The organism is Pseudomonas sp. FBCC-B35 (assembly GCF_059133755.1).
Window position 1 is genome coordinate 3,642,403 of record NZ_CP101439.1, and the last position, 24,318, is coordinate 3,666,720.

General features: G+C 64.1%; 21 protein-coding genes. 13 read left to right on the forward strand and 8 right to left on the reverse strand.

Going from position 1 to position 24,318, the window contains the following annotated elements:
* Positions 1–15 precede the first annotated feature (15 nt).
* Positions 16–1,212 carry a succinyldiaminopimelate transaminase gene (gene dapC, locus NMB38_RS16575; RefSeq protein WP_027913869.1) on the forward strand — a complete coding sequence of 399 codons (1,197 nt, stop codon included), beginning with the start codon at positions 16–18 and terminating at the stop codon, positions 1,210–1,212.
* A 26-nt stretch (positions 1,213–1,238) separates the two neighbouring features.
* On the opposite strand, the gene NMB38_RS16580 is transcribed toward dapC, so the two are convergent.
* Positions 1,239–2,885: a Na+/H+ antiporter gene (locus tag NMB38_RS16580; RefSeq protein WP_368941971.1), complete on the reverse strand. Its 1,647-nt coding sequence runs from the start codon at positions 2,883–2,885 to the stop codon at positions 1,239–1,241.
* A gap of 363 nt (positions 2,886–3,248) precedes the next feature.
* Here NMB38_RS16580 and NMB38_RS16585 point away from each other — a divergent pair, with 363 nt between their 5' ends.
* From NMB38_RS16585 to NMB38_RS16600, 4 genes are all read left to right on the forward strand, one after another.
* Positions 3,249–3,596: an ArsC family reductase gene (locus NMB38_RS16585; protein ID WP_027913867.1), complete on the forward strand. Its 348-nt coding sequence runs from the start codon at positions 3,249–3,251 to the stop codon at positions 3,594–3,596.
* Between the two features lie 31 nt (positions 3,597–3,627).
* Entirely contained in the window at positions 3,628–4,662 is a 1,035-nt protein-coding gene (dapD, locus tag NMB38_RS16590; RefSeq protein WP_027913866.1) for a 2,3,4,5-tetrahydropyridine-2,6-dicarboxylate N-succinyltransferase, read from the forward strand.
* Between the two features lie 81 nt (positions 4,663–4,743).
* Positions 4,744–5,949, forward strand: coding sequence for an aminotransferase class V-fold PLP-dependent enzyme (locus NMB38_RS16595; RefSeq protein WP_059183690.1), 1,206 nt, complete (start codon positions 4,744–4,746; stop codon positions 5,947–5,949).
* Positions 5,946–6,356 (forward strand): SufE family protein, encoded by a 411-nt coding sequence (locus tag NMB38_RS16600; RefSeq protein ID WP_027913864.1) that lies wholly within the window; start codon positions 5,946–5,948, stop codon positions 6,354–6,356. The genes NMB38_RS16595 and NMB38_RS16600 overlap by 4 nt, the downstream gene beginning before the upstream one ends.
* A 13-nt stretch (positions 6,357–6,369) precedes the next feature.
* On the opposite strand, the gene tcdA is transcribed toward NMB38_RS16600, so the two are convergent.
* Positions 6,370–7,179 carry a tRNA cyclic N6-threonylcarbamoyladenosine(37) synthase TcdA gene (gene tcdA / locus NMB38_RS16605; RefSeq protein WP_023534048.1) on the reverse strand — a complete coding sequence of 270 codons (810 nt, stop codon included), beginning with the start codon at positions 7,177–7,179 and terminating at the stop codon, positions 6,370–6,372.
* 118 nt (positions 7,180–7,297) lie between these two features.
* Here tcdA and NMB38_RS16610 point away from each other — a divergent pair, with 118 nt between their 5' ends.
* The 4 genes from NMB38_RS16610 (at position 7,298) to NMB38_RS16625 (ending at position 12,438) form a co-directional block, all read left to right on the forward strand.
* A complete protein-coding gene (locus tag NMB38_RS16610) occupies positions 7,298–9,895 on the forward strand; it encodes a glycosyltransferase (protein ID WP_494354841.1) in 2,598 nt (865 codons plus the stop codon).
* 181 nt (positions 9,896–10,076) lie between these two features.
* Complete coding sequence (dapE, locus tag NMB38_RS16615; protein ID WP_049695524.1) at positions 10,077–11,228, forward strand: succinyl-diaminopimelate desuccinylase; 1,152 nt, start codon at positions 10,077–10,079, stop codon at positions 11,226–11,228.
* Positions 11,228–12,040 carry a putative RNA methyltransferase gene (locus NMB38_RS16620; RefSeq protein ID WP_110607004.1) on the forward strand — a complete coding sequence of 271 codons (813 nt, stop codon included), beginning with the start codon at positions 11,228–11,230 and terminating at the stop codon, positions 12,038–12,040. Before dapE ends, NMB38_RS16620 begins: the two co-directional genes overlap by 1 nt.
* A gap of 17 nt (positions 12,041–12,057) precedes the next feature.
* Positions 12,058–12,438 carry a hypothetical protein gene (locus tag NMB38_RS16625; RefSeq protein ID WP_023534045.1) on the forward strand — a complete coding sequence of 127 codons (381 nt, stop codon included), beginning with the start codon at positions 12,058–12,060 and terminating at the stop codon, positions 12,436–12,438.
* A 60-nt stretch (positions 12,439–12,498) separates the two neighbouring features.
* Here NMB38_RS16625 and NMB38_RS16630 read toward each other — a convergent pair whose 3' ends face one another.
* Positions 12,499–12,708: a cold-shock protein gene (locus NMB38_RS16630; RefSeq protein WP_023534051.1), complete on the reverse strand. Its 210-nt coding sequence runs from the start codon at positions 12,706–12,708 to the stop codon at positions 12,499–12,501.
* A gap of 244 nt (positions 12,709–12,952) precedes the next feature.
* Between NMB38_RS16630 and plsB the strand changes: the two genes are divergently transcribed.
* Positions 12,953–15,439, forward strand: a complete 2,487-nt coding sequence (plsB, locus tag NMB38_RS16635; protein WP_288650846.1) for a glycerol-3-phosphate 1-O-acyltransferase PlsB — start codon at positions 12,953–12,955, stop codon at positions 15,437–15,439.
* A gap of 28 nt (positions 15,440–15,467) precedes the next feature.
* A complete protein-coding gene (locus NMB38_RS16640; protein ID WP_027913858.1) occupies positions 15,468–16,154 on the forward strand; it encodes a DUF4197 domain-containing protein in 687 nt (228 codons plus the stop codon).
* A gap of 57 nt (positions 16,155–16,211) precedes the next feature.
* Here the strand turns inward: NMB38_RS16640 and NMB38_RS16645 are convergent, their stop codons facing one another.
* On the reverse strand, positions 16,212–19,280 hold the full coding sequence (locus NMB38_RS16645; RefSeq protein ID WP_482577016.1) for an efflux RND transporter permease subunit: 3,069 nt from the start codon (positions 19,278–19,280) through the stop codon (positions 16,212–16,214).
* Positions 19,281–19,286: 6 nt separating this feature from the next.
* Positions 19,287–20,384, reverse strand: a complete 1,098-nt coding sequence (locus tag NMB38_RS16650) for an efflux RND transporter periplasmic adaptor subunit (protein WP_028686897.1) — start codon at positions 20,382–20,384, stop codon at positions 19,287–19,289.
* 173 nt (positions 20,385–20,557) lie between these two features.
* Here NMB38_RS16650 and NMB38_RS16655 point away from each other — a divergent pair, with 173 nt between their 5' ends.
* A complete protein-coding gene (locus NMB38_RS16655; protein WP_027913855.1) occupies positions 20,558–21,199 on the forward strand; it encodes a TetR/AcrR family transcriptional regulator C-terminal domain-containing protein in 642 nt (213 codons plus the stop codon).
* A 78-nt stretch (positions 21,200–21,277) separates the two neighbouring features.
* Here the strand turns inward: NMB38_RS16655 and NMB38_RS16660 are convergent, their stop codons facing one another.
* Positions 21,278–22,054, reverse strand: a complete 777-nt coding sequence (locus NMB38_RS16660; RefSeq protein WP_059183687.1) for a class I SAM-dependent methyltransferase — start codon at positions 22,052–22,054, stop codon at positions 21,278–21,280.
* Positions 22,055–22,158: 104 nt separating this feature from the next.
* Here NMB38_RS16660 and NMB38_RS16665 point away from each other — a divergent pair, with 104 nt between their 5' ends.
* On the forward strand, positions 22,159–22,779 hold the full coding sequence (locus NMB38_RS16665; RefSeq protein WP_027913853.1) for a hypothetical protein: 621 nt from the start codon (positions 22,159–22,161) through the stop codon (positions 22,777–22,779).
* A 2-nt stretch (positions 22,780–22,781) separates the two neighbouring features.
* Here NMB38_RS16665 and NMB38_RS16670 read toward each other — a convergent pair whose 3' ends face one another.
* Both NMB38_RS16670 and NMB38_RS16675 read right to left on the reverse strand, forming a co-directional pair.
* The gene (locus NMB38_RS16670) at positions 22,782–23,471 is read right to left on the reverse strand and encodes an extensin-like domain-containing protein (RefSeq protein ID WP_482577017.1); all 690 of its coding nucleotides are present in this window, start codon (positions 23,469–23,471) and stop codon (positions 22,782–22,784) included.
* Positions 23,468–24,301, reverse strand: a complete 834-nt coding sequence (locus tag NMB38_RS16675) for an isocitrate lyase/PEP mutase family protein (protein WP_140174111.1) — start codon at positions 24,299–24,301, stop codon at positions 23,468–23,470. The genes NMB38_RS16670 and NMB38_RS16675 overlap by 4 nt, the downstream gene beginning before the upstream one ends.
* Positions 24,302–24,318 lie beyond the last annotated feature (17 nt).

Consider the following 24,318-nt stretch of genomic DNA (forward strand, 5'->3'; position numbering starts at 1 on the left):
CGAGACCTTGCGCCAATGAACCCTGCCTTGAGCCAGCTTCAGCCCTACCCTTTCGAAAAGCTTCGTGCCCTGCTGGGCAGCGTTACGCCCGCTGCTGACAAACGCGCCATTGCCCTGTCGATTGGCGAGCCCAAGCACGCCTCGCCACCCTTCGTGGCCCAGGCGATGGCCGACAACCTCGACAAGCTGGCGGTATACCCCAGCACGCTGGGCCTGCCTGCCTTGCGCCAGGCCATCGGGCAGTGGTGCGAGCGCCGCTTTGGCGTGCCTGCTGGCTGGCTGGATGCCGATCGTCATATCCTGCCGGTGAACGGCACCCGCGAAGCGCTGTTCGCCTTTACCCAGGCGGTGGTCGACCGTAGTGCCGATGGCCTGGTGTTGAGCCCCAACCCGTTCTACCAGATCTATGAAGGGGCTGCGCTGTTGGCCGGTGCCACCCCGTACTACCTGCCGTGCCTGGAAAGCAACGGCTTGAACCCCGACTTCGACGCGGTGCCCGACCACGTCTGGGCCCGTTGCCAGGTCCTGTTCCTGTGCTCACCCGGCAACCCCACCGGCGCCCTGGTGCCCATGGACACCTTGAAAAAGCTGATCGCACTGGCCGATGCGCACGATTTCGTGATCGCTGCCGACGAATGCTACAGCGAGTTGTATTTCGATGAGGATGCACCGCCACCGGGGCTGTTGTCGGCCTGTGCGGAGCTGGGGCGTAATGACTTCAAGCGCTGCGTGGTGTTCCACAGCCTGTCCAAGCGTTCGAACCTGCCGGGGCTGCGCTCGGGCTTCGTGGCCGGCGATGCCGACATCATCAAGCCGTTTCTGCTGTACCGCACCTACCATGGTTGCGCCATGCCGGTGCAGACACAGTTGGCCAGCATCGCCGCCTGGGAGGATGAGGCGCATGTGCGCGCAAACCGCGACCAGTACCGCGCCAAGTATGACGCCGTGCTGGCCATCCTCGAGCCGGTCATGGATGTGCAGCGCCCGGACGGCAGCTTCTACCTGTGGGCCAAGGTGCCGGGTAGCGATGCCGACTTCACGCGCGATCTGTTCGAGGCCGAGCACGTGACCGTGGTACCCGGCTCGTACCTGTCCCGTGAAGTGGGCGGGGTCAACCCCGGCGCCGGACGCGTGCGCATGGCGCTGGTTGCCCCGCTGTCCGAATGCATCGAGGCGGCCGAGCGTATCCGCGCGTTCTTGCACACGCGCTGAAGCCTTTTAGGCAAGACGGGGCCAGTTCACTTGATCTGGCCCAGGTTAGCCTCGCTCATGTCCAGGTCGCCCAGCACATGCCGCACCACCTCGTCACCGAGCAGGTGCTGGCGGTGCAGGTTGTAGAGCTCCAGGCGCTGGGCCCGCAGCGCACGCAAGCGCAGGCGGCGCTCGAGCAGGTCCATCTGCTCGGCCAAGGCCCTGGCCTCCTCACTGTCATTGTGCCGGTCCAGCTGGTCGCGATACTCAGCCATCAGCCGAGCCTTCAATTCTGTAGCCAGTGTGGCCTGGGCGGCATCCTGCGGCGCGTTGGCATCGACCACCTCCTCGGCCTCCAAGGCGTGAATCGCGGCCTCAGCGGTGCGTCGCCAGGCTTCATGCACCTCTTGCTGCATGCGCTCGTCAGGGCTTTTGGTCACGCCGCGCAGTAAAAGCGGCAGTGCGACACAGGCACCGATCAACGACAGCAGGATGACACCGGCGGCAATGAAGATCAGCAGATCGCGCTCTGGAAACGCCTTGTCCGCGCCCATCAGCAACGGAATCGACATCACACCCGCCAGGGTGACGGCCCCTCGCACACCGCCCAGCGTGAGCAACCAGCACGAGCGTGCGGTGGGCAACATCACCAGCGCAGGCTTGCCGCGCCAACGGCGCAGAACCCCCACCAGGCGCCAGATACTCTGCACCCAGATGAACCGCAGCACGATCAGCGCCGCGAAGATGGCGACCACGTCCAGGCAGCGCCAGGCCAGGGTCGGCCACAGCGTGGTTTCATGGCTGACCACCGCCTTGACGATGTCGGGCAGTTGCAAGCCCAACAACAGGAAGATCAGCCCATTGAACGCGAACTCCAGCAGCGACCACACGCTACGATTGAGCAGGCGGGTGCTGGTCTGGCGTGGCAGCAGGTCGAGCCAGCTCTGCATCATGCCGGCCGCCACTGCCGAGAGGATGCCCGACACCCCGAGGCGCTCGGCCAGCACATAGGCCGCGAACGGCAGCAGCAGCATGAACACCACATGGGTGGCCGGGTCGTCCCAGCCGCGGCCGATCATCCAGGCACGCAGGCGGCCGACCAGCCAACTCAGCGCCACCCCCACGGCCAGACCGCCAAGCGCCACCAGTGCGAAGCTCAGGCTGGCATCGGTCAGTGAAAAGACACCGGTGATGGCCGCAGCCAGGGCGAACTTGAAGGTAACCAGGCCCGAGGCATCGTTCATCAGGGCCTCACCCTGGAGCATGTGCATCAACGGCGTAGGCAGGCGGTCCTGGGTAATGGCCGACACGGCCACCGCGTCAGTCGGCGACAGTACGGCTGCCAGCGCGAATGCCACCGGCAACGGGATGCTCGGCAACAACCAGTGGATGAAATAGCCCGCACCGACCACGGTGAACAACACCAAGCCCACCGCCAGGGCCACCACCGGGCCGCGAATGCGCCACAACTCGCGTTTGGGAATGCGCCAGCCATCGGCGAACAACAGCGGCGGCAAGAACAGAAACAGAAACAGTTCGGGGTCGAGGGCGACATGCAGCCCCAGTGTCGGCCAGGCCAGCAAAGCGCCAGCTGCGATTTGTACCAGCGGCAGAGGCAGGGGAATCAGGCGGCCGACCAATTTCGACACGCTGACCAGCATCAGCAGGATAAGGACGGTATAGGCGGACTGCATCCAGTGGGTCTTCCTTCTTCAAACGGCCCCGTACCCGAGGACAAAACGTACACCTGGATCAGCATGGTAACGGGTGACAAGCGTGCCTGGCCGGTGCACCAAGGTCGCAGGTGGCGAACTAATGTGTAACATGAAGATACATCTACCGCCCAAGGGTTCAGCCGGTATCGGGAAATGACCGGTGGTTGCGCTCAATTGGACGCACGTTCCCGTCCATGAAGAAAGGCAGCACGTGTTTGCAGAAGCAACCGCTGCCCGTTCAGGACAACCTCCCGTGGCGCCGTGCGGAGGGTTATCGCATAATCGCGCGACTGACATTCGGAAATGGAGAGATTGGGGCGACACGTATCCCCGATGCACACAATGACCTACACGCTCTACGGCATCAAAGCCTGCGACACCATGAAAAAGGCTCGCACCTGGCTCGACGACCAGGCCATCGCCTACGAATTCCATGACTACAAGACTCAAGGCATCGACCGTGACAGCCTGAACCGCTGGTGCGACGAGCACGGCTGGGAAACCCTCCTCAACCGCGCCGGCACCACGTTCCGCAAGCTCGACGACGCCAGCAAAGCCGATCTCGACCAGGCCAAGGCCGTCGAGCTCATGCTGGCCCAGCCTTCGATGATCAAGCGCCCGGTACTCGACCTGGGTACGCGCACGCTGGTGGGCTTCAAACCCGACCTGTACGCCGCCGCCCTGGCCTGAGTCCCTACCCTATTTAGCAAGAGGTAACCACATGTCCAATTCCCTGTTCAGCCTGGCCTTCGGTGTCGGCTCCCAGAACCGCCAGGGCGCCTGGCTGGAAGTGTTCTACGCACAGCCCCTGATCGACCCGAGCCCCGAGCTGGTCGCGGCCATCGCACCAATCCTTGGCTATGAGGGTGGCAACCAGGCCATCACCTTCAGCAACGCCCAGGCCGCGCAACTGGCCGACGCCGTCAGAAGCGTCGATGCCGCACAAGCCGCCCTGCTCACGCGTCTGGCAGAAAGCCACAAGCCGCTGGTGGCCACCCTGCTGGCTGAAGACGCCGCACTGGCCTCCACGCCCGAGGCCTACCTCAAGCTGCACCTGCTGTCCCACCGCCTGGTCAAGCCGCACGGCGTGAGCCTGGCCGGTATCTTCCCCCTGCTGCCAAACGTGGCCTGGACCAACATCGGCGCCGTGGACCTGGCCGAGCTCGCCGAGCTGCAACTCGAAGCGCGCTTGCGTGGCGAGCTGCTGGAAGTGTTCTCGGTGGACAAGTTCCCGAAGATGACCGACTACGTGGTCCCGGCCGGCGTGCGCATCGCCGACACTGCACGGGTACGCCTGGGCGCCTACATTGGCGAAGGCACCACCATCATGCACGAAGGTTTTGTCAACTTTAACGCCGGCACCGAAGGCCCGGGCATGATCGAAGGTCGTGTGTCGGCCGGTGTCTTCGTCGGCAAAGGGTCGGACCTCGGTGGCGGCTGCTCGACCATGGGTACCCTGTCCGGCGGCGGCAACATCGTCATCAAGGTCGGCGAAGGCTGCCTGATCGGTGCCAACGCTGGTATCGGCATTCCACTGGGCGACCGCAATACCGTCGAAGCGGGCCTGTACATCACCGCCGGGACCAAGGTGAACCTGCTGGACGAGCACAACGAACTGGTCAAGGTCGTCAAGGCACGCGACCTGGCGGGCCAGGCCGACCTGTTGTTCCGCCGCAACTCGCTCAATGGCGCCGTGGAGTGCAAGACCCACAAATCGGCCATCGAGCTGAACGAAGCCTTGCACGCACACAACTGAAAACCCCACCGGGTATGAAGTGTTAAGATCGGGTCTGGCGCCTCAGCGCCAGACCCGATTTTCATTCCAGGCCCCGCGAATATGTTCCAGCCCTCCCCCTGGCGTGCCGATTTTCCTGCCATCGACGCCCTGCAACGCCAGCACCAGACCTACCTGGACAGCGCCGCCACCGCTCAGAAACCCCAGGCGCTGCTCGACGCTCTGGGCCATTACTATGGCAGCGGGGCGGCCAATGTCCACCGTGCCCAGCACCTGCCTGGCGCACGGGCAACCCAGGCCTTCGAAGCCAGCCGCGACAAGGTCGCCCACTGGTTGAATGTCGGACAGACCGGCCAGATCGTGTTCACCCATGGCGCCACGGCTGCGCTGAACCTGCTGGCCTACGGCCTGGAGTCTCGTTTCGAGGCCGGCGACGAGATTGCCATCAGCGCCCTCGAACACCATGCCAACCTGCTCCCGTGGCAGCAGCTGGCACACCGACGCAACCTGCGCCTGGTCATATTGCCGGTCGATGCACGCGGCTTCATCGACCTGGAGCGGGCGCTGCAGATGATCGGGCCACGCACCCGCGTCCTCGCCGTCAGCCAGTTGTCCAACGTGCTGGGCACTTGGCAGCCGCTGCCGGCCCTGCTCGCCCATGCCCGCGCGCAGGGTGCACTGACGGTGGTGGACGGCGCCCAGGGTGTGGTGCATGGGCGCCAGGACCTGCAGCAACTGGGGTGCGACTTCTATGTGTTCTCCAGTCACAAACTGTACGGGCCGGACGGGGTGGGCGTTTTGTACGGGCGCGACCAGGCGCTAGGGCTGCTGCGCCATTGGCAGTTCGGCGGAGAGATGGTGCAACTGGCCGAGTACCAGCGCGCGAGCTTCAGGCCGGCGCCGCTGGGCCTGGAAGCCGGCACACCGCCCATCGCCGGGGTGATCGGCCTTGGCGCTACGCTCGATTATCTGGCGAGCCTGGACGCGGCGGCGGTGCTGGCTCACGAGGCCGGGTTGCATGCCCGGCTGATCGAGGGCCTCACGCAACGCGAAGGTATTCGCCTGCTAGGCCTGCCGCAGTGTGCGTTGGCCAGCTTCGTCGTGGAAGGGGTGCACAACGCCGATATCGCGCACCTGCTCACCGAACAAGGCATTGCCGTGCGGGCAGGCCATCACTGTGCGATGCCCCTGCTCCAGGGGTTGGGCCTGGACGGGGCGATCCGCGTGTCGCTGGGCCTCTACAATGACCAGGCCGACCTGCAACGCTTCTTCGAGGCGCTGGACCAGGCGCTGGAGTTGCTGCGATGACCTTGCCAGCACAAGCCGATCAGGCACTGGAGGCCTTTGCGCAGAGCAAGGGCTGGGAGCAGCGCGCGCGGCTGTTGATGCAGTGGGGGGACCGCCTGGAACCGCTGACTGAAGCCGAGAAGACCGAAGCCAATCGCGTTCACGGGTGCGAAAGCCTGGTCTGGCTGGTGGCCGATGCCGTGGACGGCCACTGGCGATTCAAGGCCAGCAGCGATGCACGCTTGCTGCGCGGTCTGCTGGCGCTGCTGCTGGTGAGGGTGCAGGGCTTGAGTGGTGAGGCGCTGCTGGCGCTGGACGTGCAGGACTGGTTCGGGCAACTGGGCCTTGAACGCCAGCTGTCACCCTCACGCAGCAACGGCTTGCATGCCGTGGTGCAGCGAATGGCGGTGCTGGCTTCTGGGCGTTGATGCCACCGCGCATTCACTCCGGCCGGACACGCTCCGATGGCCGCCTGGCGCCCGCTACCAGCTTCTCCACGGCTTTGCTGGCGGCAACCATGCCGAACGTGGCCGTCACCATCATCACCGCGCCAAAGCCGCCGGAGCAGTCCAGCCGTACGCCCTCGCCCACGAAACTCTTCTGCAGGCACACACTGCCATCCCCCTTGGGATAACGCAGCTGTTCACTGGAAAACACACAGGGCACGCCATAGTTACGGCTGACATTGCGCGAGAAGTTGTAGTCGCGGCGCAAGGTCGAGCGCACCCTTGAGGCCAGCGGGTCGTTGAAGGTCTTGTTCAAGTCCGCGATCTGGATCTGGGTCGGGTCGATCTGGCCACCTGCACCACCGGTGGTGACGATGCCGATCTTGCGCCGCCGGCACCAGGCTATCAGGGCTGCCTTGGCCATGACGCTGTCAATGCAGTCCACCACGTAGTCGAACTGTTCGGTGATGTACTCGGCCATGGTCTCGCGGGTGACGAAATCGGCCACCGCGTGGACCTTGCACGCCGGGTTGATGGCCCGCAGGCGCTCGGCCATCACCTCGACCTTGGGCCGGCCCACCTGCCCTTCCAGCGCATGGGCCTGACGGTTGGTATTGCTCACGCACACATCATCCAGGTCAAACAGGGTGATCTCACCCACCCCCGAGCGGGCCAAGGCTTCGGCCACCCACGAGCCCACCCCGCCAATCCCGACGATGCCCACGTGGGCCTGCTGCAGGCGCTGCAGGCCCTGGTCGCCATACAACCGGGCCACCCCTGCAAAACGTGGATCTTCTGTGCTCATGTCAATACCCCAAAAAACCGGCGCGCATTATAGGCCAGCCAGGCCATGCCCTGCACGGTTAGGAAAGACACCTTAACCCTGCTTTAATGTCGTAACACTTCGACACTTATGGACGACAATGTCTTCACGTAAATTCGGCCTGAACCTGGTAGTGGTCCTGGCCATCGCGGCGCTGTTCACCGGTTTCTGGGCGCTGATCAATCGCCCGGTATCGGCACCGGCCTGGCCCGAACAAATCTCCGGCTTTTCCTACTCGCCGTTTCGCCTGGGTGAAAGCCCGCAGAAGGGTCAGTACCCGGACGACAACGAGATGCGTCAGGACCTGGAGCAGATGAGCAAGCTCACCGACAGCATCCGTATCTACACCGTCGAAGGCACCCAGGCGCACATCCCGAAGCTGGCCGAGGAATTCGGCCTGCGGGTAACGGTGGGGATCTGGATCAGCCCGGACCTTGAGCGTAACGAGCGCGAGATCGCCACGGCCATCGAACTGGCCAACACCTCGCGCAGCGTGGTACGGGTGGTGGTCGGCAACGAAGCCTTGTTCCGCGAGGAAGTGACGCCGGAAAACCTCATCCAGTACCTGGACCGTGTACGCGCGGCCGTAAAAGTGCCGGTGACCACCAGCGAGCAGTGGCACATCTGGAAACAGAACCCGCAACTGGCCAAGCATGTGGACCTGATCGCCGCCCACATCCTGCCCTACTGGGAATTCGTGCCCATGAAGGACTCGGTCGAGTTCGTCCTCGACCGTGCGCGGGAGCTGAAACACCAGTTTCCCCGCAAGCCGCTGCTGCTTTCGGAAGTGGGCTGGCCGAGCAATGGCCGGATGCGCGGTGGTGCCGATGCCACCCAGGCCGACCAGGCCATCTACCTGCGCACCCTGGTCAACACGCTCAACCGACGCGGCTTCAACTATTTTGTGATCGAAGCCTACGACCAACCCTGGAAAGCCAGTGATGAAGGCTCGGTCGGGGCCTATTGGGGCGTGTTCAACGCCGAACGCCAGCAGAAATTCAACTTCGAAGGCCCCGTGGTCGCCATTCCCCAATGGCGAGCCTTGGCAGTGGCCTCGGTGGTGCTGGCGATGATTGCACTGATGGTGCTGTTCATTGATGGCTCGGCCCTGCGCCAGCGTGGGCGCACCTTCCTGACGTTCATCACGTTCCTGTGCGGATCGGTGCTGGTGTGGATCGCCTACGACTACAGCCAGCAGTACAGCACCTGGTTCAGCCTTACGGTAGGCGTGCTCCTGGCCCTTGGCGCACTGGGGGTGTTCATCGTGCTGCTGACCGAAGCCCATGAGCTGGCCGAGGCGGTATGGACGCACAAGCGGCGGCGCGAATTCCTGCCGGTGCACGGCGACAGTGCCTACCGACCGAAAGTGTCGGTGCATGTGCCGTGCTACAACGAACCGCCGGAAATGGTCAAACAGACCCTCGATGCCCTGGCCGCGCTGGATTATCCGGACTACGAAGTGCTGGTCATCGACAACAACACCAAGGACCCGGCCGTGTGGGAGCCGCTCAAGGCCCACTGTGAAAAGCTCGGCGAGCGCTTCCGGTTCTTCCACGTCGCACCCCTGGCCGGTTTCAAGGGCGGCGCGCTCAACTACCTGCTCCCGCACACGGCCAAGGATGCCGAAGTGATCGCGGTGATCGACTCGGACTACTGCGTCGACCGTAACTGGCTCAAGCACATGGTGCCGCATTTCGCCGATCCGAAGATCGCCGTGGTGCAGTCGCCGCAAGACTACCGCGACCAGCACGAGAGCGCCTTCAAGAAGCTGTGCTACAGCGAGTACAAGGGCTTCTTCCACATTGGCATGGTGACCCGCAACGACCGCGATGCGATCATCCAGCACGGCACCATGACCATGACCCGGCGCAGCGTGCTGGACGAACTGGGCTGGGCCGAGTGGTGCATCTGCGAAGACGCCGAACTTGGCCTGCGGGTGTTCGAGAAGGGCCTGTCGGCGGCCTACGCCCACAACAGCTATGGCAAGGGCTTGATGCCTGACACCTTCATCGACTTCAAGAAACAGCGCTTCCGCTGGGCCTATGGCGCCATCCAGATCATCAAGCACCACGCCGCTGCCCTGCTGCGCGGCAAAGGCAGTGAATTGACCCGCGGCCAGCGTTACCACTTCCTGGCCGGCTGGCTGCCATGGATTGCCGACGGCATGAACATCTTCTTCACGGTGGGGGCCTTGTTGTGGTCTGCCGCCATGATCATCGTGCCGCACCGGGTGGACCCGCCGCTGATGATCTTCGCCATCCCGCCGCTGGCGCTGTTCTTCTTCAAGGTCGGCAAGATCGTGTTCCTGTATCGCCGCGCCGTTGGGGTCAACCTCAAAGATGCACTGGCCGCTGCGCTGGCCGGGTTGGCGTTGTCGCACACCATCGCCAAGGCCGTGCTGTACGGGTTCTTCACCAGCAGCATGCCGTTCTTCCGCACGCCGAAAAATGCCGACAGCCATGGCTTGCTGGTGGCGATTTCCGAAGCGCGGGAAGAGCTGTTCATCATGCTGCTGTTGTGGGGCGCTGCAGCCGGAATTTACCTGGTGCAGGGCTTGCCGAGCTCGGACATGCGCTTCTGGGTCGCCATGCTCCTGGTGCAGTCGCTGCCCTACCTGGCCGCGCTGGTGATGGCGTTTCTGTCATCACTGCCCAAGCCTGAAGCAAAGGCTACAGAGCAGGCTGCCCAGACGCCCTAGACGTGAGGCCTTGCAGGCCGACTTGCCGGCCATCACCGGCAAGTCGCCTGCAAAAGGACTGCGTGTTGTGCGAATGCGTGCAGGGGCCGGCTTGTCGGCGATTGGGCCGTGAAGCCCGACATCATTTGATATAAGATAACGCCCCTCAGTTTTCCCGCCTTGCCTTGCCCCGGAGTTCCCCATGACGGCCCCTGCCGAGCTCTCGCCTACCCTTCAACTGGCCTGCGACCTGATACGTCGTCCCTCGGTCACCCCCGTCGACGCCGATTGCCAGGCGCAGATGATGCAGCGCCTGGGCGCCGTGGGCTTCGAGCTTGAACCGATGCGCATCGAGGACGTCGACAATTTCTGGGCCACCCATGGCACCCAGGCAGGCCCGGTGCTGTGCTTTGCTGGCCATACCGATGTCGTGCCTACCGGCCCGGTCCAGCAGTGGCAACACGAGCCGTTCCAGGCGCTGATCGATGCCGACGGCATGCTCTGCGGCCGTGGCGCGGCCGACATGAAGGGCAGCCTGGCGTGCATGGTGGTGGCCAGCGAGCGCTTCGTGCGTGACTACCCAGGCCACCGGGGCCAGGTTGCCTTCCTGATCACCAGTGACGAGGAAGGCCCGGCCCATCACGGCACCAAGGCCGTGGTCGAGCGCCTCAAGGCGCGCAACCAGCGCCTGGACTGGTGCATCGTCGGCGAGCCCTCCAGCACCAACGTGCTGGGCGATGTGGTCAAGAATGGCCGTCGCGGCTCGCTCGGCGCCACGCTGACCGTACGCGGCAAGCAAGGCCACGTTGCCTACCCGCACCTGGCGCGCAACCCGATCCACCTGGCCGCGCCAGCGCTGGCCGAATTGGCAGCCGAGCATTGGGACCAGGGGAACGCCTTCTTCCCCCCGACCAGCTTCCAGATTTCCAATCTCAACGCCGGGACCGGTGCAACCAACGTGGTGCCCGGCGAACTGACGGCGCTGTTCAACTTCCGCTTCTCCACCGAGTCCACCGTGGAGGGCCTGAAGGCTCGGGTCTCGGCGATCCTGGACAAGCATGAACTGGATTGGTCGGTGGAGTGGGCGTTGTCCGGCCTGCCGTTCCTGACCGAGCCGGGCGAGCTGCTCGATGCGGTTTCGGCCAGCATCAAGGGCGTCACCGGCCGCGACACCCAACCCTCGACCAGCGGCGGCACCTCCGATGGCCGCTTCATTGCCACCATGGGCACCCAGGTGGTCGAACTTGGCCCGGTCAACGCCACCATTCACCAGGTCGACGAGCGCATCCTGGCGAGCGACCTGGACCTGCTGACCGAAATCTACTACCAGACCCTGGTACGGTTGCTCGCCTGATGCTGACCTGCCCACTCTGCCAGGCTGCCCTGAGCCCGCTGGACAACGGTGTGGTGTGCCCAGCGGGCCACCGCTTCGATCGCGCGCGCCAGGGCTACCTGAACCTGCTGCCGGTGCAGCACAAGAACAGTCGCGACCCAGGTGACAACCAGGCCATGGTCGAGGCACGCCGTCATTTTCTGGACGCTGGCCATTATGCACCGGTGGCCGGACGGCTGGCGCAATTGGCGGTCGAGCGCCAGCCAGGTACTTGGCTGGACATCGGTTGCGGCGAAGGCTACTACACCGCGCAATTGGCCCAGGCACTGCCTGATGCCCAAGGCTACGCCCTGGATATCTCCCGCGAGGCCGTCAAGCGTGCCTGCCGCCGCGCACCGGACGTCACCTGGATGGTAGCCAGCATGGCGCGCGTGCCGCTGGCCGATGCCAGCTGCCAGTTCATCGCCAGCGTCTTCAGCCCGCTCGATTGGGCCGAAGCCAGCCGTGTGCTGAGCCCAGGCGGTGGCCTGATGCGCGTAGGCCCTACCAGCGGCCACCTGATGGAGCTGCGCGAAGTGCTCTACGACCACGTGCGCCCCTATGCTGACGACAAGCACCTGGCCCTGGTGCCCCAGGGCATGTATCACGCCCATGGCGAGGTCCTGGAATTTCGCCTGAGCCTGGCCGAACCCCAAGCCCGCGCTGCCCTGCTCGCCATGACCCCGCATGGCTGGCGCGCCAGTGCAGAGCGTCGGGCGCGCGTGATCGAGCAGCCGGAACCGTTCGAGGTCACCGTTTCCATGCGTTTTGACTATTTCGTGCGCCAAGCATGAGCACACCCGGAGGTGTTATGCGCCAACCTGATATCGAGATTTATCTCAAAGACGCCGAAGTCGACCACAAGCAGATTGCAGCCTGGCTGACCCAGGCCATCGGCCCGTGCACCGAATGGAAGCAGAAAGGCCAGACCTACAAGTGCCAGGCCGGTAACATTCCGGTCACTTGGTTACCCAAAGCTGTAGGGAAATGGAACAGCCTGTACCTGGAAAGCGACCAGACGCCCTGGGCCGATGATATCGCCTGTGGTCGTGATGCCCACGCGGCTCTGGGTGTGGAAGTACGCTGTGCACCCGGCGGCTGGGTAGAGGAAGACGGCGAGGAAGATGCTGACCGCTGGGTGCGTATCAGTGCCGACGGCGAAGAGGAAATCACCTGGCGCACGTCGCCCTGATGGGCGTCCCTGAAGCTGCAAGCACAGCCGGCTTGCAGCTTCAGGCTTGAGCCTGGTCGCTCAGAGACCCACGACATCCTCGGCCTGCAGGCCTTTCTGGCCCTGCACGCAGGCATACTCGACCTGCTGGCCCTCGACCAGGCTACGATGCCCCTCACCCCGGATGGCCCGGTAGTGAACGAAGACATCTGCGCCCCCTTCCCGTTGAATGAAGCCATAGCCCTTGGCATCGTTGAACCACTTCACGTTCCCAGTCTCACGAGACGACATCTGCACTACTCCGGATTTTTATTGTGAAAATCGCCTTGCAGACACGAGACAATCGCCCCGAATCAGCGCCGCGTGCGTAAATCTCCTGCAAGCGGCAGGCCTGATCGGTGCTGGCGCATAAAAAAATTGAAGACAGGCCACGTGCACGTCAAGCTAGGCGCAATGCGAACGACTGGCCTATCTGGGCTAACCGCGCAGTGATCGCTGCGCTCGGCACTCTTCACCCTCAACCATGGCTCTTTTCATGACCCGTTCTCCCCTGCACCGCTTGGTATTCGGCGTTCTGCGCCGGTTCTTGTACCTGTGGGTGCGCTCCGAAACCATCAATCAGTCAGCCCTGACCCTCAAGCTCGACCGCAGTCGCCCTGTGTTCTACGCCTTGCCTTCGCCTGCGCTGACGGACCTGGCGGTGCTCGACCACGAATGCACCAAGGCAGGGCTGCCACGCCCGGTACTGCCAGTGGTCGTCGGCCCCCTGCACGAGGCGGCTGCGTTCTTCTACCTCACCCCCGACCCGGACTGGCTGGGGCGCCATGACAAAAGTGGCGCCCCGCCTACCCTGGAACGTCTGGTCGAAGTGCTCGGCCAGCACGCCGAGGAAGATGCGCAGATCATTCCGGTGAGTGTGTTCTGGGGGCAATCGCCCGACAGCGAGTCGAGCCCGTGGAAGCTGCTGTTTGCCGACAGCTGGGCGGTGACCGGCCGCTTGCGCCGCTTGCTGACCGTGCTGATCCTGGGACGCAAGACCCGGGTGCAGTTCTCCACCCCGATTCACCTGCGCGAACTCGTGCAGCACAACAAGGGCCACGCCCGCACCGTGCGCATGGCCCAGCGCCTGATGCGCGTGCACCTGCGCAACCTCAAGACAGCGGTCATCGGGCCGGACATCTCTCACCGACGCAACCTGGTCAAAGGCTTGATCCATGCGCCGTTGGTGCGCCAGGCCATCGCCGAGCACGCTGAGCGCGAGCACGTGCCCCAAGCCAAGGCCGAGGCACAGGCCCGCCACTACGGTAACGAAATCGCCTCGGACTACACCTACACGGCCATTCGCTTTCTCGAAGTGGTACTCAGCTGGTTCTGGCACAAGATCTATGACGGCATCAAGGTCAACCACATCGAGCAGGTCCAGGGCATCGCCCCGGGCCACGAGGTGATCTACGTCCCTTGCCACCGTAGCCATATCGACTACCTGCTGCTGTCGTACCTGCTGTTCAAGAACGGCCTGACACCACCGCATGTGGCGGCCGGCATCAACCTGAACATGCCCGTGGTGGGCAACCTGTTGCGCCGTGGTGGTGCGTTCTTCATGCGCCGGTCGTTCAAGGGCAACCCGCTCTACACCGCCGTGTTCAACGAATACCTGCATACGCTGTACACCAAAGGGTTCCCAGTGGAGTACTTCGTCGAGGGCGGCCGCTCGCGTACCGGCCGCATGCTCCAGCCGCGCACGGGAATGCTGGCCATCACCCTGCGCAGCTTCCTGCGCTCCTCACGCACGCCGATCGTGTTCGTGCCTGTCTACATTGGGTATGAGCGCGTACTCGAAGGGCGTACCTACCTCGGGGAGTTGCGCGGGGCGAGCAAGAAGAAAGAATCCATTTTCGACATTTTCAAAGTGCTGGGTGCGCTCAAGCAACGCTTTGGCCAGGTCTACGTCAACTTCGGCGAACCCATCCGCCTGGCCAGCTTTCTCGACCAGCAGCAACCCGGCTGGCGAGACCAGGACCACGGGCCACAGTACCGCCCGGCTTGGCTCAGCGAAACCACGACGCGCCTGGGCGATACCGTCGCCAGGCACCTGAACGGCGCGGCGGCCATCAACCCGGTCAACCTAGTGGCGCTGGCCCTGCTTTCCACCAGCAAGCTGGCCCTGGACGAACGTGCGCTGGTGCGCGTGCTCGACCTGTACCTGGCGTTAATGCGCCAGGTGCCCTACTCCGCACATACCACAGTGCCCGAAGGCGACGGTCAGGCCCTGATCGAGCATGTGCGCGGGATGGACCTGGTGGCAGAGCAGAAGGACGCGCTTGGGCGCATTCTGTACCTGGATGAAAACAACGCGGTACTGATGACCTATTACCGCAACAATGTCCTGCACATCTTTGCCCTGCCGGCCCTGCTGGCAAGCTTCTTCCTGAGTAGCTCGCGCATGAGCCGCGCCTTGCTTGGCCAATATGTCCATGCCTTGTACCCCTACCTGCAGGCGGAGCTGTTCCTGCGCTGGGACCCTGAGCAGTTGGACGAGGTGATCGACCAGTGGCTTGGCGCGCTGGTCGAGCAAGGCCTGCTTCGCCAGGACCACGACATCTTTGTCCGTGCAGCGCCCAGTTCTCGTCAGTTCGTGCTGCTGACCCTGCTGGCGCGCAGCATCACCCAGACCCTGCAGCGCTTCTACATGGCGACTTCGCTGCTGCTCAACAGCGGCCAAGGTACCCTGAGCGCCGAAGCGCTCGAAGCACTGTGCGTGATGATGGCCCAGCGCCTTTCGATCTTGCATGGCCTGAACGCACCGGAATTTTTCGACAAAAGCTTGTTCCGCCACTTCATCCAGACGCTGATCGACCAAGGTGTGCTGCGCGAGAATGCACACGGCAAACTGAGCTACAGCAACAAGCTAGGCGGGTTGGCCGAAGGCGTGGCCAAGCGCGTGCTGTCGGCCGAGTTGCGCTTGTCGATCCGCCAGGTTGCCCTGCACGGGGATGATGGCCTGGCAACGGCGACACTATGAACCTTTTTCTGAATACAAGGACACTGCCATGACCCGCTCCTCCCTGCGTCTGACCACCCTGTGCGCCGGCCTGCTGCTGTCGGCCAGCGCCTTTGCCCTGTCGCTTGGCGACCTCAGCCAGAAGGACGCCACCGGTGGCCTGAAAGACGCACTGACCCAAGGCGCGCAGTTGGCCGTCAAGCAGCTGAGCACGCCGGGCGGCTTCAGCAACAACCCGGACGTGCGTATCGAGCTGCCCGGCAACCTGGGCAAGGCGGCCAAGGCCATGAAAATGTTCGGCAAAGGCGACCAGGTGGACGCGCTCGAAGCCGGCATGAACAAGGCCGCTGAGGCGGCCGTGCCGCAGGCCCAGGCGATTCTCGTCAACGCCGTGAGAAACATGACCGTGACCGATGCCAAGGGCATTCTAAGCGGCGGTCAGGATTCGGCCACCCAGTACCTGAACAAAAGCAGCCGCGAGCAGATCCGTGCCAAGTTCCTGCCAATCGTCAAGCAAGCGACCGACCAGGTCGGCGTGGCCCAGCAGTACAACGCCTTCGCCGCACAGGCCAAAGGCCTGGGGCTGATCAAGAATGACGCCAACATCGAGAACTACGTGACGGAAAAGGCAATGGACGGTTTGTTCGAGATGATCGCCAAGCAGGAGCAGAGCATTCGGCAGAACCCTGCCCAGGCCGCCACGAGCCTGGCCAAGAAGGTATTTGGCGCACTCTGATCGCTACCTGAAAGGGGCCCCGCCGCGGGCCCTTTTTACACCGCAGCAAAAAGGCCGCTAGTCGCGTTCCCTGACCTTGAACCAGGCGGCGTACAACGCCGGCAGAAACAGCAGGGTCAAGGCGGTGGCGACGATCAGCCCGCCCATGATCGCCACGGCCATTGGCCCGTAGAACACGCTGCGCGACAACGGGATCATGGCCAGCACGGCCGCCAAGGCCGTCAGCACGATAGGCCGGAAACGGCGCACCGTGGCTTCGACGATGGCCTGCCAGCGCCCCAGCCCGGATGCGATATCCTGCTCGATCTGGTCCACCAGAATGACCGAGTTGCGCATGATCATACCCGCCAGGGCGATGGTCCCCAGCATGGCGACGAACCCGAATGGCTGGTTGAACACCAGCAGGAACAGGGTCACGCCAATCAAGCCCAGCGGCGCCGTCAGAAAGACCATGACCGTGCGAGAGAAACTGCGCAGCTGAATCATCAGCAGGCTCAACACGACCACGATGAACAACGGCATGCCGGCATTCACCGATTTCTGCCCACGTTCGGCATCTTCCACCGTGCCACCCACCTCTAGCAGATAGCCATCGGGCAACTTGGCCCGGATGCCTTGCAAGGTAGGCTGTACCTGCTTGACCACCGTGGCCGGCTGTACCTTGTCGTAGATATCGGCCCGCACGGTCACCGTCGGCAGACGGTCGCGGTGCCAGATGATGCCTTCCTCGAAGCCGTAGGTCAGCGTGGCCACCTGTGACAGGGCCACGCTACGCCCGTTGTCCGTGGGCAGCGACAAGCTGGCGAGCTGGCTCAGGTCGTTGCGTTCCTGTGCGGTGCCTCGCAGCAGGATTTCGATCAGCTCATCGTCTTCGCGGTACTGGCTGACCGCGGTGCCTGTGAGCGAGCTTTGCAGGAAACTGGACAACTGGCGGGTGCTGACGCCCAAGGCGCGGGCGCGGTCCTGGTCGATTTCCACGAACACGGCTTTGCTGGGCTCTTCCCAGTCCAGGTGCACATTGACCACATGGGGGTTCTCCCGCACCTTTTCTGCCACTTCCCGGGCCAGGGCGCGTGCTTGTTCGATGTGCTCGCCTGTCACTCGGAACTGCACGGGGTAGCCCACCGGTGGGCCGTTTTCCAACCGGGTGACGCGCGCGCGCAGATCAGGGAACTGCTGCTCGACCGTGCTGATCAGCCAACTGCGCAAGTCTTCGCGTGCTTGCATGGAGTCGGCCAACACCACGAATTGGGCGAAGCTGGCAGCGGGCAGTTGCTGATCCAAAGGCAAATAAAAGCGCGGCGACCCTGAACCGACATAGGCGACATAGTTGACGATGCCCTGTTGCTGCTTGAGCAACTGCTCAAGCTGCCGGACTTTCTCGCCCGTGTTGACCAGCGATGCGCCTTCGGCAAGCTTCAGGTCGACCATCAGCTCAGGACGCCCGGAGGCCGGGAAGAACTGCTGCGGTACGAAGCGAAACAGGAACACGCTGCCCACGAACGCGGCGATGGTCAGCACGATAACGGTCTTGCGGCGCCGCACGCACCATGCCACCACACGGCGCACACGCTGGTAGAAGGGGGTGGCATACGGGTCCGGTGCAGCGCCGCCGTTACCGTGGCGAGCGGCGTGTCGCTTGGCCAGATCCGGCAGCAACCGCTCGCCCAGGTAGGGCACGAAGAGCACGGCGGCCACCCAGGAGGTGAGCAACGCAATGGTCACCACCTGGAAGATCGACCGTGTGTACTCGCCGGTGCTGGAGGCAGCCGTGGCAATGGGCAGGAACCCGGCTGCGGTGATCAGGGTGCCGGTCAGCATGGGGAATGCCGTGCTGGTCCACGCATAGCTTGCCGCTTTCAGGCGGTCGAAGCCCTGCTCCATCTTGATCGCCATCATCTCCACGGCAATGATGGCGTCATCGACCAGCAACCCCAGGGCGAGCACCAGCGCACCCAGTGAGATCTTGTGCAGGCCGATGCCAAAGTAGTACATGGCGGCGAAGGTCATGGCCAGCACCAGGGGGATGGCCAGCGCCACCACCAACCCCGTGCGCACGCCCAGCGAAAAGAAACTGACCAACAACACGATCACCAGCGCCTCGCACAGCACCTGGACGAACTCGCCAACCCCTGCCTTCACCGCAGCGGGCTGGTCGGACACCTTGCGCAGCGACAAGCCGGCCGGCAAGCCGCGGGCCAGACGCTCGAATTCCGTTTCCAGGGCCTTGCCCAAGGTCAGGATGTCACCCCCATCCTTCATCGACACCGCCAGGCCGATGGCGTCTTCCCCCATGAAGCGCATCCGCGGCGCAGGCGGATCGTTGTAGCCCCGGTACACGCGCGCCACATCGCCCAGGCGAAACGTGCGCTCGCCCACGCGCAGTGGCAACTGGCGAATCTGCTCGACACTGTCGAATCGCCCACTGACCCGCAGTTGCACACGTTCGCTGGGCGTTTCGAAGAACCCGGCCGTGCTCACCGCATTCTGCTCCTGCAACGCCTGCTGCACCGCCTGCAAAGGGATGCCGAGGGTGGCCAGCTTGACGTTGGACAGTTCGATCCAGATCTTCTCGTCCTGCAAACCGATCAGCTCGACCTTGCCCACATCCTTGACCCGCTGCAGCTGGATCTGAATACGGTCCGCATAGTCCTTGAGGACCGCGTAGTCGAAACCCGGCCCAGTCAGCGCATAGATGTTGCCGAACGTGGTGCCGAACTCATCGTTGAAGAACGGGCCCTGCACCTCGGGTGGCAGCGTGTGTCGGATGTCGGCGACCTTCTTGCGTATCTGGTACCACAATGTGGGGATATCGGCCGAGTGCAGAGCGTCGCGGGCCATGAAGGTCACCTGCGATTCACCGGGGCGCGAGAACGAGACGATCTTTTCGTACTCGCCGGTTTCCATGAGCTTTTTCTCGATGCGCTCCGTGACCTGGCGCGCCACCTCCTCAGCGGTGGCGCCGGGCCACAGGGTGCGGATGACCATGGCCTTGAAGGTGAAGGGCGGGTCTTCGCTCTGACCCAGCTTGGTGTAGGACAGCGCGCCAACGCCCGCGAGCAGTATCATCAAAAAGAGTACGATCTGGCGGTTGCGCAGCGCCCAGGCAGAGAGGTTGAAACCCATCCCGAGTTACTCCTTGCCCGTCAGGTCGACTGTACGGTTGGCGCGGTCCACGGGTCGCACCTGCTGGCCTTCGCGCAGCACATGACCGCCGGCTGCCACCACCCAGTCGTCAGCCGCAAGCCCCGCGAGCACAGGCACGCTGTCAGTCCCATAGGCGCCAAGCTGCACCGTGACCCGCTGCACACGGTGCTCGCCAGTGACCCGCCAGACGTACGCCTGGCCGGCTTCAGCCGTGACGGCCGACAGGGGAACCGACAACGGCACCTGCCCTGGGTGGGCGACCAATACCCTGGCGCTCTGCCCCAGCGTTGCCGGCACCTCGTTGGAGGTAAAGGCAACCCGAGCCGCGTAGGTTCTGGAGCGCGGATCGGCGGCCGGCGACAGCTCGCGGATCCGCCCCTCGAAGCGCCGCCCCGGGTGCGACCACAGCTCCACGGTGACCGGCTGGCCCACGGCGAAGCGGGCGTATTGCTGCTCGGGGACGGCGATGGCCACTTCGCGCTCGCCGTCAGCTGCCAAGGTCAATACCGTCTGACCCGCAGCGACGACTTGACCGACTTCGACCAGGCGCCTGGCTATCACCCCTGCCTGAGGCGCGCGCAACACAGCGTAGTCGGCCTGGTTACCCGCCACGTCGAACTCGGCCTTGGCCTGCTTGAGCCTGGCGACCCCAGCGCGATAGAGGTTTTCGGCGTTGTCGTACTGCGAGTGGCTGATCATCTGCTTGTCGAGCAACTTCTGGTAACGGTCACGCTCGGTGCGCACTAGCGCCAGGTTGGCCTCGGCACCGGCTACCTGCGCGCGGTTAGCCTCCAACTGCAGGCGCACATCCTGCGGGTCCAGCTCAGCCAGCGGCTGGTTGAGCTTGACCCGTTGCCCTTCTTCGACAAGCCGCTTGCTGACCTTGCCACTAATGCGAAAAGCCAGTTCCGGCTCCAGTCGCGCCCTGACCTCGCCTGGGTAGTTATCGGCCATCGCCTCGGCTGGCCGCGGCTGAACCACCAAAGCAGGGCGAACCACCGCAGGTAATGCAGGTTCCTGATTGCACGCCGTAAGCATCAAGAGAACCATGGGCAGGGCAAGGCTGAGGGCACGGGGCAACATCGGGAATCCCTTCGCAAAATGCTGATCGAATATTTGAACTGGCCGGTATAGTAAGTCAGCCATCAAGGCACGGGAAGAGCGTCCCGAGGTTTTTTTGGAGCGTTTGCGCGCTATTGCGGTCAAGAACAGCGAGCCACGCCCAAGCCGTATAAGATAGGCAACCTTCAAGGCAGATGCAGATCCCAATGTCCAACGACGTCTCCAGCGGCCCAGGCCGCCCAAAGGACCTTGCCAAGCGCCAGGCCATTCTCGAAGCGGCCAAGTCGCTGTTTCTGAGCCTGGGTTACGCAAGTACCAGCATGGATGCGGTCGCGGCGGCAGCGGGTGTATCGAAGCTGACGGTGTACAGCCACTTCACCGACAAACAGACACTGTTCTGCTCGGCGGTCATGGCCACGTGTCAGTTGCAGTTGCCCGATCAACTGTTCGAATACCCCGAGCACGCGCCGATAGAAGAAGTGCTCTTGACCATCGCCCGCAGTTTCCAGGCCCTGATCAGCAGTGACGAAGCCGTCAAGCTCAGTCGCCTGATCATGGCCCAGGGCAATAGCGATCCAGGCTTTGGCGAGTATTTCTACGAGGCCGGGCCCAAGCGGGTGCTGGCGGGAATGGAGGCCTTGCTGCGCGGGGCCGACGAGCGCGGGCTGTTGCGGATCGATGACCCGCTCAGGGCAGCGGAGCATTTCTTCTGCCTGGTAAAAGGCGCGCCGGATTACCGCCTGATGCTGGGCTGCGCCGAGCCGCTGTGCGGCGAAGCGGCCGAGGCGCATGTGTGCGAGGTGGTCGAGGTGTTTCTGCGCGCATTCAGGCCCTGAGTCGGACCAGACTCGACAACCCACGTTGATCGTCCAGGGTCGCCTGCGGCGCAGGGCCCGGCCACCCTCATGCGGTGCTCAGCCTTTCAAGGCCTTCTTGGGGTAGATGTCATAGCGGCTCGACTTGCCCTCAAGGCCGTGGCTGGGTTTGGGTCCGTCGATGATCGGCGCCTTGCGCGGTCGCTTGACCACCACGCGGTGGGTCGCCAACGCCAGCGCCGCTTCGAGCAGCGCCGGGGCGTCCAGGTCGTCGCCGACCAACGGGCGGAACACGCGCATTTCCTTTTTCACCAGTGCGCTCTTGTCCCGGTGGGGAAACATCGGGTCCAGGTAGATCACCTGCGGCGGCTCGCCTTCCCAGTTGCGCATGCACTCGATGGCGTTGCCCGTCAGCAGGCGCATGCGCGCGACGATTGGCCCGACGTCCTCATCGGCACGGGCCCGCGCCAACCCGTCTTCCAGTAGCGCAGCCACAAGCGGCTGGCGCTCGATCAGGGTCATGTGGCAACCCAGACTGGCCAGCACGAAGGCGTCCTTGCCAAGCCCTGCGGTAGCGTCGAGTACCACCGGCCTCACACCCTGGGCGATGCCCACGGCCTTGGCGATCATCTGCCCGTTGCCACCGCCGAACTGGCGCCGGTGGGCAGCCTGGCCTTCGACGAAGTCGACCCGCACCGGGCCGGGGGCCTGGGGCCCCAACTGCTGGACCTGCAAACCCTCGGGGCCCAGCTGAACGGCGAACTGCGCGTCGTCATCCTGCAAGGGCAAGCCCAAGCGCTGCGCCCATGCCTGCGCCTGGCCCGCATACTCCTCGGACATCGCCTCGACCCTGATCCCCACGCCTTGCTCTTGCATCGCTCACACCTGAAAAAAACAACCTGGCCCTTAATGAACCGGCCAACGCGGCCGATACAGGCAATATCCCGCTATTCTGCCAGAGCACAACGCGCGCGACTGCCATGTCAGAAATTCTTCCTATCGGCTTGACCTACCTGTCGCCTGTCGACAACTACAGTCAGCACAACACCCAGGCACTGGGGGGCGTCAGCCACCTGTGGCAGGATTTCTTCGCCCGGGCAATGGCGGAGCAATCTGAAACGCCCGTCGACAGCGTCAGCCAGTCATTCGTGCAGTACGACCAGGCCAGCGGAGAACCTGTCGGCGGCGCCCGTGCCCTGGCCTTGATCGACGCGCAACGCGCCTGCCCGGTGCAAGACACCGTGGTCGCGCCACCCGAGCCGTTGTTCCTGCCCAAGGCCGAACTGGAGGCCAACCTGCTGCCGCCCGCCCCCGAGCCGTTCGGTGCGCTGGAAATGATCGAGCAGCAGCGTCAGCTTGATATCGACAACAGTTGGGTTCGGCCCGTGGTCGCCCGTCAGGGCCAACCCTTAGCTGAACCGGGTCCCGGCCCTGCACCACGGCCTCTGTTCCTGCCGATCGCCGAGTTCGACAGCACGTTGCTGGACCCGGCCCCTGAACCGTTCGATGAACCGACCCTGGCACGCCAGCAGCACGACCTGGCCTTCGACATGCACTGGGCGCGCCCAGTGGTGTTGAACAACGTGCGCGCTTACGCCTGAAGCTAACGGCACACCTGCCAACGGCCCATGTCCACATGAAAGTGATCGCGGTGCGCGGCATTGTACTCCGGCCCCAGCACCGTGCTGAAGTGCTCGCACGCCGCCTGACGTACCTCACGCAAGAACATCGCCTTGTCCCCGGTCCCCTGCCAGTCGCGCGCCAGGACGATGCGTTGGCCGTCCCGCAGGCGAAAACCTGCAATGTCCAGGGCGTTGGCGCTGGCATGCTGGCTCAAGCGCCCTGCCTTGCGGTTGTAGACGTTGCGGCAGGCAAAGCTACCCAGGTGATCGACCTGCACCACCGACTGACCCAGCACGCGCTGAGCCACCGACTGCAGGCCGTGGCGCTCGAACAGGGCGTAGGCGACCGCCAGCGGGCAGCTGGCCAGGAAACTGCTGCTCAGGCGGGCCTGCCCACCTTCGATACGCCAGACATTGCTCAGTGGGCATTTGGCCGAGGCTGGGCTGTCAGCCTGCGCCCGGTAGCGCAGTTGACTGCTTTGAAGCGCCTGTTGGCAAAGCGCCGGGTCGTCGCGCAGACGCTTGAGCTTGAAGCCAGTCAGCCAGTTGGGCGGCTGGCTGACGTCCAAGGGGGCAAGCGGGTTCCACTGCGCAGGCGGGCGCCAGCCCAGGTGCCACGCCTGGCCGGCGGCCAGCACCAGCACGCCCAGAAGCAGCAGAACGACTTTCATCCGCGGCGGAACAGCTCATTGAGCTGATCGAACGGCAAGGCCTGCTCGGCGTAGCCAAACGTACCCTGTTCACGGATTTCCTGCGCAGCCCGCTGTAAGGCGCCAAAGGCCGCACGCGCCATCGACGAACCGACGCTAACGCGCCGTACACCCAGGTCCTGAAGCTGGTTGACGCACAACGGCACCCCCGCCATGCCCATCAGCACGTTCAGTGGGCGAGGCGCCAGCGCCTGCACCACTGCCCGCACTTCCTCGGCCGTACGCAGCCCAGGGGCGTAGAGCACATCGGCACCCGCCTCGGCGAAAGCCTGCAGGCGCTCGATGGTGTCGTCCAGGTCCTGGCGCCCGTGCAGCAGGTTTTCCGCGCGCGCGCACACGGTGAAGGGAAAAGGCAGGCTGCGCGCCGCCTGCACGGCAGCACGAACACGCTCCACCGCAAGGCCCTTGTCGTAGATAGGTGACGCGGCGCGGCCACTGGCGTCCTCGATGGAGCCACCGACCAGCCCTGCCTCAGCAGCGCGCAGAATGGCCTGGGCGCAATCCTCGGGCAGATCCCCGAAGCCGTTCTCAAGGTCCGCAGCCACTGGCAATGCGGTGGCGTCGACGATTTCGCCTGCGTTGTCCAGCACGTCATCGAGGCTTAGCGCCCCTTCGGCATCCGGGCGCCCCAGGCTGAAGGCAAGCCCGGCGCTGGTGCTGGCCAAGGCCTCGAAACCCAGGCTGGCCAGCAGCTTGGCTGAACCGGCGTCCCAGGGGTTGGCCATGACGAAGGCGCCATCGCGTTGATGCAAGGCCTTGAAGGCTTCGGCTCGCAGGGTTTGCACATCCATGATCAAGCACTCCGGCA